The organism is Alteromonas sp. LMIT006 (assembly GCF_024300645.1).
Classification (GTDB): Bacteria; Pseudomonadota; Gammaproteobacteria; order Enterobacterales; family Alteromonadaceae; genus Opacimonas; species Opacimonas immobilis.
Window position 1 is genome coordinate 2,282,473 of sequence record NZ_CP101291.1, and the last position, 15,770, is coordinate 2,298,242.

Annotated in this window: 16 protein-coding genes; 11 read left to right on the plus strand and 5 right to left on the minus strand. The window is 44.4% G+C overall.

The features are described 5' to 3' along the window. Nucleotides 1–45: 45 nt before the first annotated feature. Nucleotides 46–492 (minus strand): terminus macrodomain insulation protein YfbV, encoded by a 447-nt coding sequence (gene yfbV, locus NLG07_RS10630; protein ID WP_254855427.1) that lies wholly within the window; start codon nt 490–492, stop codon nt 46–48. 178 nt (nt 493–670) lie between these two features. Here yfbV and trxB point away from each other — a divergent pair, with 178 nt between their 5' ends. From trxB to infA, 4 genes are all read left to right on the plus strand, one after another. Then, on the plus strand, nt 671–1,627 hold the full coding sequence (trxB, locus tag NLG07_RS10635) for a thioredoxin-disulfide reductase (protein WP_254855428.1): 957 nt from the start codon (nt 671–673) through the stop codon (nt 1,625–1,627). Between the two features lie 35 nt (nt 1,628–1,662). Then, nucleotides 1,663–2,424, plus strand: a complete 762-nt coding sequence (gene aat, locus NLG07_RS10640) for a leucyl/phenylalanyl-tRNA--protein transferase (protein ID WP_368501254.1) — start codon at nt 1,663–1,665, stop codon at nt 2,422–2,424. Next, on the plus strand, nt 2,421–3,122 hold the full coding sequence (locus NLG07_RS10645; RefSeq protein WP_254855429.1) for an arginyltransferase: 702 nt from the start codon (nt 2,421–2,423) through the stop codon (nt 3,120–3,122). The genes aat and NLG07_RS10645 overlap by 4 nt, the downstream gene beginning before the upstream one ends. A gap of 86 nt (nt 3,123–3,208) precedes the next feature. After that, the gene (gene infA / locus NLG07_RS10650; RefSeq protein ID WP_010180309.1) at nt 3,209–3,427 is read left to right on the plus strand and encodes a translation initiation factor IF-1; all 219 of its coding nucleotides are present in this window, start codon (nt 3,209–3,211) and stop codon (nt 3,425–3,427) included. A 62-nt stretch (nt 3,428–3,489) separates the two neighbouring features. On the opposite strand, the gene clpA is transcribed toward infA, so the two are convergent. After that, complete coding sequence (gene clpA, locus NLG07_RS10655; protein ID WP_254855430.1) at nt 3,490–5,769, minus strand: ATP-dependent Clp protease ATP-binding subunit ClpA; 2,280 nt, start codon at nt 5,767–5,769, stop codon at nt 3,490–3,492. Nucleotides 5,770–5,803: 34 nt separating this feature from the next. Further along, nucleotides 5,804–6,124 (minus strand): ATP-dependent Clp protease adapter ClpS, encoded by a 321-nt coding sequence (clpS, locus tag NLG07_RS10660; protein ID WP_254855431.1) that lies wholly within the window; start codon nt 6,122–6,124, stop codon nt 5,804–5,806. A gap of 245 nt (nt 6,125–6,369) precedes the next feature. Here clpS and cspD point away from each other — a divergent pair, with 245 nt between their 5' ends. The 7 genes from cspD to NLG07_RS10695 all read left to right on the plus strand — a co-directional run bounded on the left by cspD (nt 6,370) and on the right by NLG07_RS10695 (nt 12,248). Further along, a complete protein-coding gene (cspD, locus tag NLG07_RS10665) occupies nt 6,370–6,588 on the plus strand; it encodes a cold shock domain-containing protein CspD (protein ID WP_254855432.1) in 219 nt (72 codons plus the stop codon). A gap of 146 nt (nt 6,589–6,734) precedes the next feature. Then, a complete protein-coding gene (locus tag NLG07_RS10670) occupies nt 6,735–7,268 on the plus strand; it encodes a pseudouridine synthase (RefSeq protein WP_254855433.1) in 534 nt (177 codons plus the stop codon). Between the two features lie 73 nt (nt 7,269–7,341). Next, nucleotides 7,342–8,469, plus strand: coding sequence for a tRNA 2-thiouridine(34) synthase MnmA (mnmA, locus tag NLG07_RS10675; protein WP_254855434.1), 1,128 nt, complete (start codon nt 7,342–7,344; stop codon nt 8,467–8,469). Continuing rightward, complete coding sequence (hflD, locus tag NLG07_RS10680) at nt 8,469–9,092, plus strand: high frequency lysogenization protein HflD (RefSeq protein WP_254855435.1); 624 nt, start codon at nt 8,469–8,471, stop codon at nt 9,090–9,092. The genes mnmA and hflD overlap by 1 nt, the downstream gene beginning before the upstream one ends. A 16-nt stretch (nt 9,093–9,108) precedes the next feature. After that, nucleotides 9,109–10,485: an adenylosuccinate lyase gene (gene purB, locus NLG07_RS10685; protein WP_254855436.1), complete on the plus strand. Its 1,377-nt coding sequence runs from the start codon at nt 9,109–9,111 to the stop codon at nt 10,483–10,485. A gap of 43 nt (nt 10,486–10,528) precedes the next feature. Then, a complete protein-coding gene (locus NLG07_RS10690) occupies nt 10,529–11,113 on the plus strand; it encodes an adenylate/guanylate cyclase domain-containing protein (protein ID WP_254855437.1) in 585 nt (194 codons plus the stop codon). Next, nucleotides 11,085–12,248, plus strand: a complete 1,164-nt coding sequence (locus NLG07_RS10695) for a cupin domain-containing protein (RefSeq protein WP_254855438.1) — start codon at nt 11,085–11,087, stop codon at nt 12,246–12,248. The genes NLG07_RS10690 and NLG07_RS10695 overlap by 29 nt, the downstream gene beginning before the upstream one ends. Here NLG07_RS10695 and NLG07_RS10700 read toward each other — a convergent pair. Both NLG07_RS10700 and NLG07_RS10705 read right to left on the minus strand, forming a co-directional pair. Further along, nucleotides 12,245–12,658 carry a DUF4826 family protein gene (locus NLG07_RS10700; RefSeq protein ID WP_254855439.1) on the minus strand — a complete coding sequence of 138 codons (414 nt, stop codon included), beginning with the start codon at nt 12,656–12,658 and terminating at the stop codon, nt 12,245–12,247. The genes NLG07_RS10695 and NLG07_RS10700 overlap by 4 nt on opposite strands. A gap of 11 nt (nt 12,659–12,669) precedes the next feature. Beyond that, on the minus strand, nt 12,670–15,690 hold the full coding sequence (locus NLG07_RS10705; protein ID WP_254855440.1) for an FAD-binding and (Fe-S)-binding domain-containing protein: 3,021 nt from the start codon (nt 15,688–15,690) through the stop codon (nt 12,670–12,672). Nucleotides 15,691–15,770: the final 80 nt, after the last annotated feature.

Below are 15,770 nucleotides of genomic sequence, written 5' to 3' on the forward strand. Positions count from 1 at the left end.
CATAGGTTGGGCTTTTTTGTGGGTCAGTCTGAATGGATTTTTATCTCAAAACCAACGCTCAGTAAATGATTTGTCCAGGCTTTCAAACGCGGTTTTGAGGGTTTTTGCTAACTCTTTATATCTAGGCGGTTGTTTAGGTTGCGCGATGGTGACACCAGCTTGGCGCATTTTGGCCACAATCTCCCCGTGCCAAGCTTGCATGGCTGGCGGCAGTGGTTGATTGGCACGATGACCGAGCCACAGTTGACCTTGTAAGGGCAGACTAAAAAACAACCCAGCCATGGCCAGCGCTTGTGGCAAAAAACTCATACCGTGATTATTCACCAATAGCACAAACGAAAAGATGCCTAATCCAGGTAATACTTTATAACCGAACTGCGTCGCACTGATGACGCGACACTCGGGAAAGATCGCAAATAACTCTTTGCGCATAGGCCAAGTTTTCATGTATTGATGACCGTCTTTTACCATAGTGGCAAGGGATACTGACATGTAATACCTCAATTGTGGTTAGCAATTAAGCAAATTCTACTAAAAAAATTCAATTACGTTAATATACGCAGAATATTTATGCGAAGTTCGATAATTACTAGTTGAATCTTTAAAGTTTAGCACAATATAAACTAGTAATTACATTTACCAAGGCTTTGCGCCTAGACTGGAGATATCAATGTCAGAAGCAAGACACGTTAAACTGCTAATTTTGGGTTCAGGACCAGCTGGATACGCTGCAGCTGTCTATGCCGCTCGTGCAAATCTCAATCCAGTATTGTTAACCGGTATGCAACAAGGTGGCCAACTGACCACCACCACAGAGGTTGAAAACTGGCCGGGTGATCCAGAAGGCCTTACAGGTCCAGATTTGATGGTGCGGATGCAACAACACGCTGAAAAATTTGATACGGAGATTATTTTCGACCACATTCACACCACTGATTTTTCTAAGCGTCCCTTTACGCTAACAGGTGATGCCGGCACTTATACTTGTGATGCATTGATCATTGCTACCGGTGCGTCGGCCAAATATCTCGGCCTAGAGTCAGAGACTGCATTCATGGGTAAAGGAGTTTCAGCATGTGCCACATGCGACGGTTTCTTCTATCGCAATCAGAAAGTCGCGGTGGTCGGCGGTGGTAATACAGCTGTTGAAGAAGCGCTGTATCTTTCGAATATTGCTTCAGAAGTACATGTGATACACCGTCGTGATAGCTTCCGCAGCGAAAAAATCCTCGCCGACCGTCTGTTAGACAAAGCCAAAAACGGTAATGTGGTCTTACATTACAACCGCACGTTAGACGAAGTCCTTGGTGATGACATGGGCGTGACGGGTATCCGCATCAAGGATACACAGTCTGATGCAACCGAAGAAGTCGAAGTAATGGGTTTATTTATCGCTATCGGTCATCAACCTAACACGAGTATCTTTGAAGGCCAATTGGATATGAAAGACGGCTATATTACCGTCAAATCAGGTACCGAAGGAAACGCAACTCAAACCAGTGTACCGGGTGTATTTGCTGCGGGCGATGTCTCTGACCACATTTATCGCCAAGCGATAACCTCCGCTGGAACAGGCTGTATGGCGGCACTAGACGCTGAGAAATTCCTCGACGCGCTAGACGACTAAACCACACTAAGGCAGCGCTTCGCTGCCTTTTTATTATGATTGAACTCCCTTTATTAACACCGCATGATATTGCCTTTCCTGATGTGGAGCTTGCCTTAGAAGAACCCAATGGTTTATTGGCATTTGGTGGTGATCTTTCGTGCGCCAGACTGCGCAATGCTTATCGTTTGGGTATTTTTCCTTGGTATAGCCAAGGCGAGCCTATTTTGTGGTGGTCACCAAATCCAAGAGCCATCATCACGTACGAGCGTTTTCACATCAGTAAATCCTTGCGCAAGTGGCTAAGCAAACACTCATATAGAGTAACCGTTAATAACGCTTTTGACGAGGTCATTAAGGCCTGCAGCAGTATCCCGCGCAGTCCTATAAAACACGAGGATGGCACTGAATCAACCAATGGTGTTTGGATCAATGCCAATATGGTATCAGCATACAAAGCGTTGCATCGAGAGGGTGCAGCACATTCCATTGAAGTCTGGGAGGGCAATCAGCTAGTCGGAGGCTTATATGGTGTCTGTATTGGTAATGTATTTTGTGGAGAATCTATGTTTCACAAACGCACAAATGCGTCTAAACTTGCTTTTGTGAGTTTAGTTCAGTTTTGTCAAACACAAGGGATCCACTTTATCGACTGCCAACTGGAAAATCCATATTTAAAAAGCTTTGGCTGTTTTGCTGTTACTCGTGAAGAGTTTCGACAGCGACTACAACACGCTTACACTACGCCATATTCTGATGATATTTGGCAGCCTCGTGAGTTAGCCCCAGTCCCCCTAGCCTATTGGAATGTATTATGAAGTTTGGCCTCACGTCACATTTCCCTTGTAGTTACCTCCCCGACAGGGAAGAGCGCCTATTGGTGCATGTAGGCGAAGCTCAAGAAGGTCTGGTTTATGATAAGCTTATCCAAGCTGGCTTTCGCCGCAGTGGCGAGCAAATGTATCGCCCGCACTGTGCTCGCTGTAATGAGTGTAAAGCTATCAGAATTAATCTGGCCAAATACACTCCTTCGCGCAGCCAAAAAAGGCTCATCAACAAAAATAAAGACTTAAATATGCTCTGGCGTGCCAGCGAAAACATCAACCTAACGGATTATTTCCCACTCTATGCCGATTATATTAGCGAAAGACATCATGATGGTAGTATGTATCCTCCTGATTTGAACAGCTTCTTGACATTCAATCAATGCGCATGGCGCCAGCCTTACTTTTTGGAAGCGTGGTTGGACAATCGCCTAGTGGCTGTCGCGATTACGGACGAAGTGGCAAACGGATTATCCGCATTTTATACCTTTTTTGCTCCTGAGTTAGAAAAACGCTCTTTGGGTGGTTACATGATTTTGGCACAGATCGCTCAAGCACAACAGCTCGAACTGCCTTATCTGTATTTGGGTTATTACATCAACGAATGCGACAAAATGAATTACAAAACACAATACTCCGGCTATGAGTGGTTTAATGGTGAATATTGGTCTGATGAATCTCTCAAGCGCTAAATTAACGAAAGTATTACTTTACATATGAGTGAGTTTTCTGTATCTTCTGCGCGTTATTTTTGAGCAAATAAAGGTTTCTAAACTAGATGGCAAAAGAAGATTGTATTGAAATGGAAGGCACAGTGTTAGATACACTGCCAAACACTATGTTTCGTGTTGAATTAGAAAACGGACACGTTGTGACTGCCCACATTTCAGGCAAGATGCGTAAAAACTACATTCGTATCTTAACCGGTGACAAAGTTACCGTCGAAATTACGCCATACGATCTCAGCAAAGGGCGCATCATTTACCGCGCACGTTAATTGCAAACACGTTAGCTGCAAACATATTGATTCCAAAAAAAAAGAGGCTTACGCCTCTTTTTTTATTCCTTCTCGACCGTAGTCGCTGCCTTTGGCAATTCTTGTGGCTTGAAAGTAAACGTTAGCTCGTTTTTCTTAAGATCAACCTTAACTGAACCGCCGTTCGCTAAACCACCGAACAGTAATTCATTGGCTAATTCTTTCTTAAGCTTATCTTGAATCAAACGTCCCATCGGGCGTGCACCCATGGCTTTGTCATAGCCTTCTTCAGCAAGCCATTCTCGAGCTTTATCCGTGACTTCAAGGGACACACCTTTGGTATCTAATTGAGCTTGTAGCTCAATTAAGAATTTATCGACCACTTGCAAGATGACATCTTGCGTCAAGTGATTGAACCAAATGATGCCATCTAAGCGATTGCGGAATTCTGGTGAGAATACCTTGTTGATCTCGCTCAGCGCATCATGTGAGTGGTCTTGTTGCTTGAAGCCTATGGATTTACGAACAGTTGCTTGTACTCCGGCATTGGTGGTCATGACTAAGACGACATTGCGAAAATCCACCTTACGGCCGTTATTATCGGTTAAGGTACCGTGATCCATTACTTGCAACAAGATGTTGTAGATGTCGCTGTGTGCCTTCTCAATTTCATCAAGAAGCACTACAGAATATGGGTTTTTGATCACAGCATCCGTTAACAAACCACCTTGGTCAAAACCAACATAACCGGGAGGTGCACCAATCAAGCGTGATACCGCATGACGTTCCATGTACTCAGACATATCGAAGCGCACTAACTCCACGCCCATTATTTTGGCAAGCTGAGCCGTGACCTCAGTCTTACCCACACCGGTTGGACCAGCAAATAAGAATGAACCAATTGGTTTTGCTTCATTGCCTAACCCCGAACGAGACAAGTGAATTGCATCGGTTAACGTAGTAATCGCATTATCTTGACCAAACACCACCATCTTGAGGTTGCGTTCAAGGTTTTTGAGCACTTCCATATCGGATGCGGAAACCGATTTTTCAGGGATCCGAGCGATTTTGGCAATGATTTTTTCAATTTCTAAATCAGTAATCTCAGAAGGACGTTTGTCTTCCGGCATTAAGCGCAAACTTGCCCCGGCTTCGTCCATGACGTCAATGGCTTTATCTGGCAAATGTCTGTCATTAATGTACTTGGCGGATAATTCTGCAGCCGCTTTAAGGGCTTTTTGTGTGAACTTCACACTATGGTGCTCTTCATAACGCGATTTGAGCCCCATCAATATCTTCGTAGTATCTTCAACGCTTGGTTCCACCACATCAATTTTCTGGAAACGTCTCGCCAAGGCGCGGTCTTTCTCGAAAATGCTTTGATATTCTTGATAGGTAGTCGATCCAACACAACGCAGCTCGCCGCTGGAAAGTTTGGGCTTGAGTAGGTTCGATGCGTCCATCACCCCACCTGAGGCAGCCCCTGCACCGATAATGGTATGGATCTCATCGATAAATAAAATGGCATTCTCATCCGCTGTCAGCTCTTTTAAAATACCTTTGAGGCGTTTTTCAAAATCTCCGCGATATTTGGTACCGGCTAACAGCCCCCCTAAATCAAGAGAATAAACGGTTGCCGCTTGCATCACTTCAGGCACATCTTCATTGACAATACGATACGCCAAACCTTCGGCGATGGCGGTTTTACCGACGCCGGCCTCGCCAACTAGCAAAGGGTTATTTTTACGACGACGGCACAAGATCTGAATGGTGCGTTCTACTTCATGATCGCGACCAATTAAAGGGTCAATCTTGCCTTCTCTTGCGGTTGAGTTCAGGTTTGTCGTGTACTTCGAGAGCATCGAGGAATCTTCATCGCCCTCAACAGCTTCTGTTTGTGGCTCATTGATGGATGGCTCTTCATCTTTCTTAGTAACACCGTGGGAAATAAAATTGACCACATCCAATCGCGTGACGTCTGATTTCTTTAATATGTAAACAGCTTGAGATTCTTGTTCGCTAAAAATCGCAACCAATACATTAGCACCAGTCACTTCTCCTTTACCTGAGGATTGAACGTGGAACACTGCGCGTTGCAATACGCGTTGAAAGCCTAATGTCGGCTGAGTTTCGCGCTCATTCTCGGCATCGTCTAACATCAGAGGCGTGGTGTCTTTGACAAAATCAGTCAGTTCTTGTTTGATGGTATCCAAATCAGCACCACAGGCTTTCAAAGCCTCTAACGCTGCTGGATTATCCAACAACGCTAACAACAAGTGTTCAACCGTCATAAACTCGTGGCGATGTTGACGCGCGAAGATAAATGCCTCGTTGAGCGTTTGTTCCAGATCTTTGTTTAACATATAAAATGCTACCTCTTTTGCTTACGCAATATGATTATGCGCGTTCCATTGTACACATCAGTGGATGCTGATGTTTACGTGCATATTCGTTAACTTGCATGACTTTGGTCTCTGCAATCTCGGCAGTAAAAACCCCACATACGGCTTTACCGCGATAATGTACTGTGAGCATGATTTGATTAGCTTGTTCTGTGTTCATTCGAAAAAATTTGACCAAAACGCTAACTACAAAGTCCATCGGTGTGTAATCGTCATTGTTTAGAATGACTTTGTACATCGGCGGCGGTTGGGTCTTCTGACGCTCGTCCTCGAGCAGTTTGTCGCCGTCTAAGATGGTCGTATTATCTTTACTCATACCTTTAATATAATACCTATCGACAGTTTTTCATCTATTAATGAGAAAATAATTTTTTATTCGTTCACAAACTTGACATAACGCAAGTCCACTGACTACTTTTAAGGTAGGTTTTGCGGAATTTTACTGGCTTTGCAGATGTTTTCGCTCAACCTTGGCACTATCCTATATCATATTAAGTCGTTTTTATAGTCATAGTGGAGGCATTCAATCACATCAAAGAAAAGGCATAGAGGAACAGGGGTATGGCGCTTGGCAAAGTAAAGTGGTTTAACAACGCTAAAGGTTTCGGCTTCATCGTACCCGAAGGCGGTGGTGAAGATATATTTGCTCATTATTCAACAATAAAGATGGATGGATACCGTTCTTTAAAAGCAGGACAGGAAGTCACTTTTGATGTCGCACAAGGGCCGAAAGGCTTGCATGCAGAAAACATTGCCTTAGATCAGGATTCTGAACGATAGAAACTTGGTTGGGTTGAGTCGAGCAAAAAAAGCAGGCAAATGTCTGTTTTTTTATGCCCCGAACAATATTTGTGAAGTGCATGGCACATATTTTATAAATCGGTACAATAGAACTTGTTTCATTCGATAATAAACTTATCCAAAGTATGATTGTGTTGTTTAACAAACCCTTTGATGTGCTGTGCCAATTTTCCCCTCAGCCTGGCAAGCGTACATTAAAAGATTTTATTGATGTACCCAATGTCTACGCTGCTGGTCGCCTTGATCGCGATAGTGAAGGATTATTGGTACTCACCGATGATGGTGCTTTGCAACATCGCATTACTCATCCAAAGAAAAAAATGAGCAAAGAATATTGGGTTCAAGTAGAAGGTGAGATTGGCTCTCAAGCAATCGAGCAACTATCGTCGGGCGTTCAATTAAAAGATGGTCTCACACTGCCTGCAAAAGTCAGCGCAATGGCTGCTCCAAATGTCTGGGAACGACACCCGCCAATTCGAGATCGCAAATCCATCCCAACGTCATGGATAAAAATCGTCTTAAAAGAAGGACGTAATCGCCAAGTCCGGCGGATGACGGCCGCAGTGGGCCATCCTACATTACGTTTGATTCGCTACCGTATTGGCAGCTGGACAATTGACACAGTTGAACACGGTCAATATCAAATATTCGATCATTAAGCCGGTGATTCACTGACAAAAAAATGCTAAACTATCACCGTTTAAAACGACCATAGTAATTACGTTAACTGACATGCAGAACACTTCTCAAAACGAAGCTCTACCATCTCCTGAAAACACCAAAGTCATCATCGGCATGTCAGGCGGTGTCGACTCCTCAGTGTCTGCATTTTTGCTCAAAGAGGCCGGTTATCAGGTCGAAGGCGTCTTCATGAAAAACTGGGAAGAAGATGACAACGACGAGTACTGTGCCGCAGCTGAAGATTTAGCGGATGCTCAAGCGGTTGCTGATAAATTAGGCATTGAGCTGCACACGATTAATTTTGCTGCCGAATATTGGGATAATGTATTTGAGTATTTTTTACAAGAATACAAAGCGGGTCGCACCCCAAACCCCGATATCATGTGCAACAAAGAAATTAAGTTCAAAGCCTTTTTGGAATACGCCGCTGAAGATTTAGGCGCGGATTACATCGCCACAGGTCATTATGTGCAACGTCGCGACATCGACGGCGATACTCAAATGATCAGAGGGTTGGATCAAAACAAAGACCAAAGTTATTTTTTGTATACCTTGAGTCATGAGCACGTCCGTAAAACCCTATTTCCAATCGGGCATTTAGAAAAACCAGAAGTGCGACGCATCGCAGAAGCGCAAGGGCTGGTGACATATGATAAAAAAGACTCAACCGGGATCTGCTTTATCGGTGAGCGCAAATTCAAAGACTTTTTAGCACAATATCTGCCTGCGCAACCAGGCCCTATTGTGACAGCAGAAGGTGAGTCCATCGGTGAACATCAAGGGTTGATGTATCACACTTTAGGTCAGCGCAAAGGATTACTCATTGGCGGCACCAAAGAACACGGCGATGAGCCTTGGTATGTGGTGGACAAAGACGTGCCCAACAATACCCTCATCGTGGGTCAAGGTGCGAATCATCCGCGCTTATTCTCCAAAGGTCTCATTGCGAACCAATTGCATTGGGTAGATCGTAATGCCTTAACCGAACCAACGCGCATGACTGTCAAAACACGATATCGCCAACACGACATCAATTGTGTGGTTGAACCAACTGATAGCGATTGCGTAAACGTCATCTTTGATGAGCCACAAAAAGCCGTGACACCGGGACAATCCGCTGTATTTTACCAAGGCGACGTGTGCTTAGGAGGTGGCATCATCGAGAGTTATATACGTTAATGAGTGAAGCAATAGAAGCCACCCTCGCCCTTGCCGGAGTATGCCAGGCGGCTACCTTGGTGCAAGCCGTTGCCCGCAAAGGTCAATGTGATGATACGGCGTTTCAGGCCAGCATCTCAAGTATTTGTGTTACTGAACCAGAACACCCACAACAAGTGTACGGCCAATTATCAAACTTAAAAATTGGCTACACCACACTGGTTTATCAGCTCAACACTCGAGGAGCACAGAAAGACGCAGAGCTCACTCGTTACATTGCCAGCTTATTGGGTTTTGAGCGCAAACTTGCCAAAAATCCTCAAGCAATGTCTGAACTGGGACAGCGTATTGGTAACGTGCAACGACAATTAGCCCATCTAGAGTTCGAGCATCACCAAATTTTATCCAGTTTAGCCAGTGCCTACGTGGACATTATCAGTCCACTAGCACCACGTATTCAAGTCGCAGGGAACCCTGCGCACCTCGGACAAGCTTCAAATCAGGCAAAAGTTCGAGCATTGTTACTCGCAGGGGTTCGCTCTGCTGTATTGTGGCGCCAAATGGGAGGCCAGCGCCGCCAAATTTTATTTAATCGTAAACGCATCTTGCGCGGAGCCCAAGCTGCCTTACAGCAAATGAGTTAGACGTTAGGAGCCTTTTGTGGATCTATCTTTATTAACCGCCCTATCCCCTGTCGATGGGCGTTACGCCAGTAAAACCAATGAACTTCGTGAGTATTTTTCGGAGTTTGGCCTTCTCAAATATCGCGTCATTGTCGAAGTGCGTTGGTTACAACGTTTGGCGGAGACCGCTGAAATCAAAGAAGTTCCTGCGTTTTCCGCTCAAGCCAATGAACATTTGAACCAGATCGTATCTTCGTTCTCTGAAGACGATGCCCAACACATCAAAGACATTGAAAAAACCACCAATCACGATGTGAAAGCCGTAGAATATTTCCTCAAAGAACAAGTCGCCAACATACCTGAACTCAATGCGGTTTCGGAGTTTATCCACTTTGCTTGCACCTCAGAGGACATAAACAACTTATCTCATGCGTTGATGTTAAAAGAAGCGCGTGATGAGGTCATTTTGCCTTATATGGACAAATTGATAAATGCATTGCGTGAGCTGAGCAAAGAATATCGCAGCATCCCGATGATGGCCCGGACTCATGGCCAACCAGCCTCTCCTACCACCATGGGGAAAGAGATGGCAAATGTGATGGTGCGCTTGCAACGCCAACGCAACCAAGTAGCACAAGTCTCTGTGCTTGGCAAAATTAACGGCGCTGTGGGCAACTATAATGCGCATTTATCGGCCTACCCGGATGTGAACTGGCATGCCTTAAGTGAACAGTTTGTTACAAGCCTAGGCATTACTTGGAATGCTTACACGACTCAAATCGAGCCGCATGATTACATCGCAGAATTATTTGATGCCGTTGCTCGTTTTAATACCATTTTACTTGATTTTGACCGAGATGTTTGGGGCTATATTGCACTAGGTCACTTTAAGCAAAAAACCATCGCCGGCGAAATTGGCTCATCCACTATGCCACACAAAGTCAACCCAATTGATTTTGAAAACTCAGAAGGGAACTTAGGCATTGCTAATGCGTTGTTTGCACACCTTGCGACCAAACTTCCCGTGTCTCGCTGGCAACGTGATTTAACGGATTCGACAGTTCTACGTAACTTAGGTGTGGGCATGGGTTATTCACTTATTGCCTATCAAGCAAGTTTAAAAGGGATCAGCAAACTTGAAGTAAATGAAGCAAGTCTGCTTGCCGAGCTCGATGACAACTGGGAGCTTTTGGCGGAACCGGTTCAAACCGTGATGCGCCGATATGGTATAGAGAAACCATACGAAAAACTCAAAGAGTTAACTCGTGGCAAAAAAGTCAACGCTGACATCATGGCTGACTTCATCGATGGACTAGAATTGCCTGATAGTGTCAAGGCAGAACTTAAAACCTTAACTCCAGCAAGCTATATTGGCGATGCGATCCGTCTTGTCGATCAGTTGTTAGACGCTTAAAACCTTGTCATGATGCCTCTTTATCTTGTTAAAGGGGCATCTTATGCACACCCTACCATTTATACCCGCAATTACCAAGCCGCTGCATCAGTCACTGGATGACTGTGTGGTACTATTCTTTGATATGGCAAACTTTGTCGAACTGACACGAGACTTTCGTGATAAAGACGTGGTTTTTGCCATGCACTACTGTTTTTCAGCATTTGAACCCGTCATTGAATCCGCCATGGGCAAAATAATCAAAACCAATGCCGATCAATGTTTAGTCCTATTTATCCACCCTGACAAAGACGACATTTGGCCGTGTATTAGTGAGTTATTTCGGCAGTTTTACAGTATTTGTCACTACTATGGGATTGAAGGCCAGTTGCGCTGTGGCGCTCACAACGGCTCACTCGTGGCAGGATACATAGGTTCGAATAGACGTTACTTTGATATTTGGGGAAAAACGGTTAACATGGCATCTCGTTTAGAACGCCACGCAAAGCTCGATAGTATCAGTATGAGCGAGACTTTTTTCTTTGAATTCTGCCCATATCAAACACTAACATTGAGCGCACAGCATTTAAAAAGTTATGGACAATTGAGAACCGCACAATATGACTTCGCACACTTACGATATCATTGATTTTGATCCAGAAGTTTTTGTTCAACAATACTGGCAAAAGAAACCCTGTATTATCCGCAAGTTATTTCCTAATTTTCAGGACCCAGTGGATGCTGATACCTTGGCAGGACTTGCGCTTGAAGAGGATATTGATGCTCGCATAGTCAGTTTCGCAGACGAGCAATGGGACGTTCATCAAGGTCCTTTTACAGCTGATGACATCAATGAAAACTGTGTGGGTGGCTGGACCTTAATGGTACAAGGTGTCGACAATTACTTACCACAAACCAAAGCCTTAACGGAAAAATTTGCGTTCATTCCTCACTGGCGCTTTGATGATTTGTTAGTCACTTACAGTGTGGCGGGTGGCGGTGTTGGTGCACATTATGACGAATACGATGTGTTTATTGTGCAAGGCATGGGGCAACGACGCTGGCAGGTTGGACACAAACTCAGTAGCAGTTCTGAAAAGCTATACCCTCATGCTCAATTGCAACAAGTCAAACCCTTTCAGCCTATTATCGATATTGTGATGCTACCCGGTGATGTTCTCTACATACCGCCATTTTATCCGCATCAAGGTAAGTCCATCACTGAATGTTTCAATTACTCTGTTGGCTTTAGGGCTCCAAATCAAAGTGAATTATTGCAGGGCTTAGCCGATGGCATCTTGGATAACGACTTATTAACCAAACGCTTTAGCGACCCTAATCGTGTGATCACTCATAAACGTTCCGCGGTGAATGGGCATGATATTTTTGTCTTAAAGCAATTATTGCATCAGTTTATTGATCTAGATGAAACCGATTATTTGCTGACAGAAATGTTATCCAAAACCTATCATCCAATCCACGATGAATATGCTCTTGAATCACCATACAGTTCAGCTGAAATGCTGCGAATGATTAATGCAGGTTTAACCATGGTACCAAATCTTGGGATCCGCCCACTCTATCCTGAGCATCAAACTAATGAGTTTTTCGTGTTCTTTATCAATGGTCGTCGCTATGAGGCCGATGCCTTGGATAGGCCGTTTTTTGAAAGCTTACTCAACGAAACAAAAATGAAGGTAACCCCTAGTGATCACCTTCAATTCAGTAGTGTCAATATCATCGCTGAACTAGTCAACGAAGGATTTTATGAAATACTCGATTAGTTTACTTGCCAGAGCTTATCATCCTCGCTCATGTGATATAAGTCATGAGCCCGGGTGCCGAGCAACGTGAGGTATTCTTTTTGAGTTTCGTTGATCTTCTCAGCTTGAGAAAGGTTCTCCACTTTCAACTGCCACAACAGCGAAAAATGTTTCAACACGCCTCGAACATCAGATGACACACTTGCAGGTACAAAATCCACTGGCAAGTCACCACTGATGACCCAAAAGTATTTACCATCACGGGTTTTGATTTTCCATACCGCCACCATTGGCGCGAGATAGCGACTATCTTCGATAACTACAGATTCGAATAACACACCGTTTTCTGCTAGGTGTTTATTGGCTTTTTGAAATTGTTCACGCACCCATTCGGCTAATTGTTCTTGATCTTGAGGAACTGATTCGGCCATGTTGGTTCCTATTATAATAGTGAATTGAGTAATATTTGTAGTGGATGTCGCGGCTTGCCATCACTGTATCGAGCCACTTGACTGCGACAAGAGTAACCTGTTACCGCTCTCTGCTCGGGAGCAAATCGAGCAATTGCATCACGCCAGCTCAAATCATAGATCCCTTTGCTGTTGTGCAAATGCACCACTTCATGACCATATGTTCCGGCCATACCACAGCACCCAACAGACACGATACTAAGCTCTAACCCCGCATCAGCAAATATCTTCTGCCATTGCTTTTCACTGGTTGGCAGAGCTGTTTTCTCAGTACAGTGAGTAAAGAGGGCAAACTCATGCTCAGACTGAGCTTGGTTTTTGGCTATGACACTTGCTGCATGCTGTACTAACCACTCATGTACTGCCAGTACACTAAACTCTCCACGCTTTGCTCCTAATGTCTTAGTGTACTCATCTCGATAGACCAGCAGTAGTGAAGCATCTACGCCAACCATTGGGATATTGAGACTTGCGATGTCATTTAAAAAGGCAGCTGTGGACTTTGCAGTCTTGGCAAACTCCGTCAAGAACCCTTTGACATGCTGTGGTTTACCATTAGGGTTAAATGGCAGTAACACTGGGTTAAATCCTAGTTTTTGCGCGAGCAAGACAAAGTCTTCTACAACCTGAGCATCATAAAAGCTCGTAAAGGGATCTTGCACAATTAATACGGTTTGAGCCTTGTGTACGTCTGACAACTGCTGTAAGGCACTCATATCAAATTTTGTAGAAACCCGTTTCTTTAACGTTGGTGTAGATAGCAATGGTGCATCTACATAGCCAATACTCTCGCGCAGTGCCCATTGCACCAATCGGGAACGCATCACAGCATTATGTAGTGGAGCGATTTTGGCCAACCAAGGTGCCATGCGTTCAATATTAGCCACTAGGTAATCTTTTACTGGGCGTGAATATCTTTGATAATACAAGGCTATGAATTTAGCTCTAAAATCGGGCACATCCACCCCTACTGGACATTGCGACGAGCACGACTTACAGGCTAAGCATTCATCCATCACTTGCATGACTTCATGAGAAAAATCCCCTTTGCTTTGCGCTGAATTGGTATTGATTAAACGACTCAGCCATGAAGTTGTTCCTTGAGACGCATCCAAAGACTTGGTATCAACCCCTTGTTTCGCTAACAGACGAAGCCACTCGCGGATCATACCCGCTCGCCCTTTGGGTGAATGGCGACGATCGGCTGTGATCTTAAATGATGGACACATGGGCGATGTTGTGTCGTAATTAAAACACAAGCCATTGCCGTTACAGCTCATGGCAGGTTCGTATTCCTCTTTGAGCACCACAGGAATAGTTCGGTCGAATGCACCGCGTTTGGTATCACTAACTTTGACGAGCTCAGCATCAGACTTATACGGCGTACAAATCTTGCCAGGGTTCATCTTATTGAGCGGATCAAACACTGCTTTAATCTTACGCAACTCTGTGTACAGCTCCTCACCAAAAAACTCAGGAGCATACTCACTGCGATAACCTTTACCGTGCTCGCCCCACATCAGGCCACCATACTTAGCAACTAAAGCAACCACTTGGTCCGATATTTGTTTGAGAAGCACTTCTTGCTGCGGATCATTCATATCCAAAGCTGGACGAACATGTAATACGCCAGCATCCACATGACCGAACATGCCATAATCCAACTTATGCGAATCGAGCAAGTCGCGAAACTCCATGATGAAATCCGCCAAATTTTCAGGTGGTACTGCGGTGTCTTCCGCAAATGCAATAGGCTTTTTCGCCCCATCGGTTTTGCCTAGCAAACCTACTGCTTTTTTGCGCATAGCGTATATTTTTTGGATATCAGCGACATCATAGGTGACTTGAAAGCCAATCACTCCTGTTTCGCCAGATTCAATCTCAGCTTGTAAGCGAGCTTCTAAGGCTGTGATCTTAGTGGTAATTTCGGTTTCATCTTCGCTGTTGTACTCGACCATATTCAGCCCAAGTACCTCGGCGTTTGGCACATCTTGAATCAGATCCGACACCGAATGCCATATAATATCGGCTTTGGCTAGATTGAGTACTTTTGAATCGACCGTTTCAACAGACGTAGCTTCAGCCTCGACCATCTTAGGCGCATGACGCAAAGCCGATTCAAATGAGTTGTATTTGATATTGACCAAAGCTTTGTGCTTGGCAATTGGGGTAATGTTGAGTTTGGCTTCCGCCACAAATGCCAAGGAACCTTCAGAACCAGCAATTAAACGGCTTATGTCAAACTGTTGTTGTTCAGGAATATACGCATGTTCCAAATCATAGCCCGTTAAGAAACGATTCAAGCGCGGAAATTTTGCTAATATCTGATCTCGCTTAGCGACACATGAAGTTTGAATTTGCTCGCTGATTTGCGCATAACTGGACTGGGCATGTGCCAAGCAATCATCGATTGAAGTCGGTTTGGTATGCAGAACATCCCCATTGGCTAACACACTGGTCAGGCCTAGTATGTGATCGGAGGTTTTACCATAGACTAAAGAGCCCTGACCTGAGGCGTCAGTATTGATCATGCCACCAATGGTTGCACGATTCGAAGTCGAAAGGTCTGGAGCAAAGAAAAAACCAAATGGCCTCAATGCATCATTTAACGCATCTTTAACGACACCTGATTGGACTCTTACCCATCGTTCTTCAGCATTGATTTCTAGTATCTGATTCATATAACGCGCGGTTTCAACAATGATCCCAGATGTTAATGACTGACCATTTGTGCCAGTACCACCACCACGAGCAGAAAACACCACTTCGGGAAAATCATTCGCAACTCTGCCAATAATCGATAAATCATTCACTGATTTGGGATAAACCACCGCCTGTGGTAGTTTCTGATAGATTGAATTATCCGTTGCCATCGCAAAACGCGAGGAATAGGCCGTTTCAATATCACCAGTAAAATCACTGTCGCGCAACGCATCCAAATAATCTTGATAGTGAACAGATAAAGCTTCTTGAGGGTCGAGTACCGGTAACATGTTGACTCTTTAGTCATAATTCATGAACGCAAGTATACAAAAAAGCCCTGAAAGATGCATCAATCAGGGCTCAAATTACT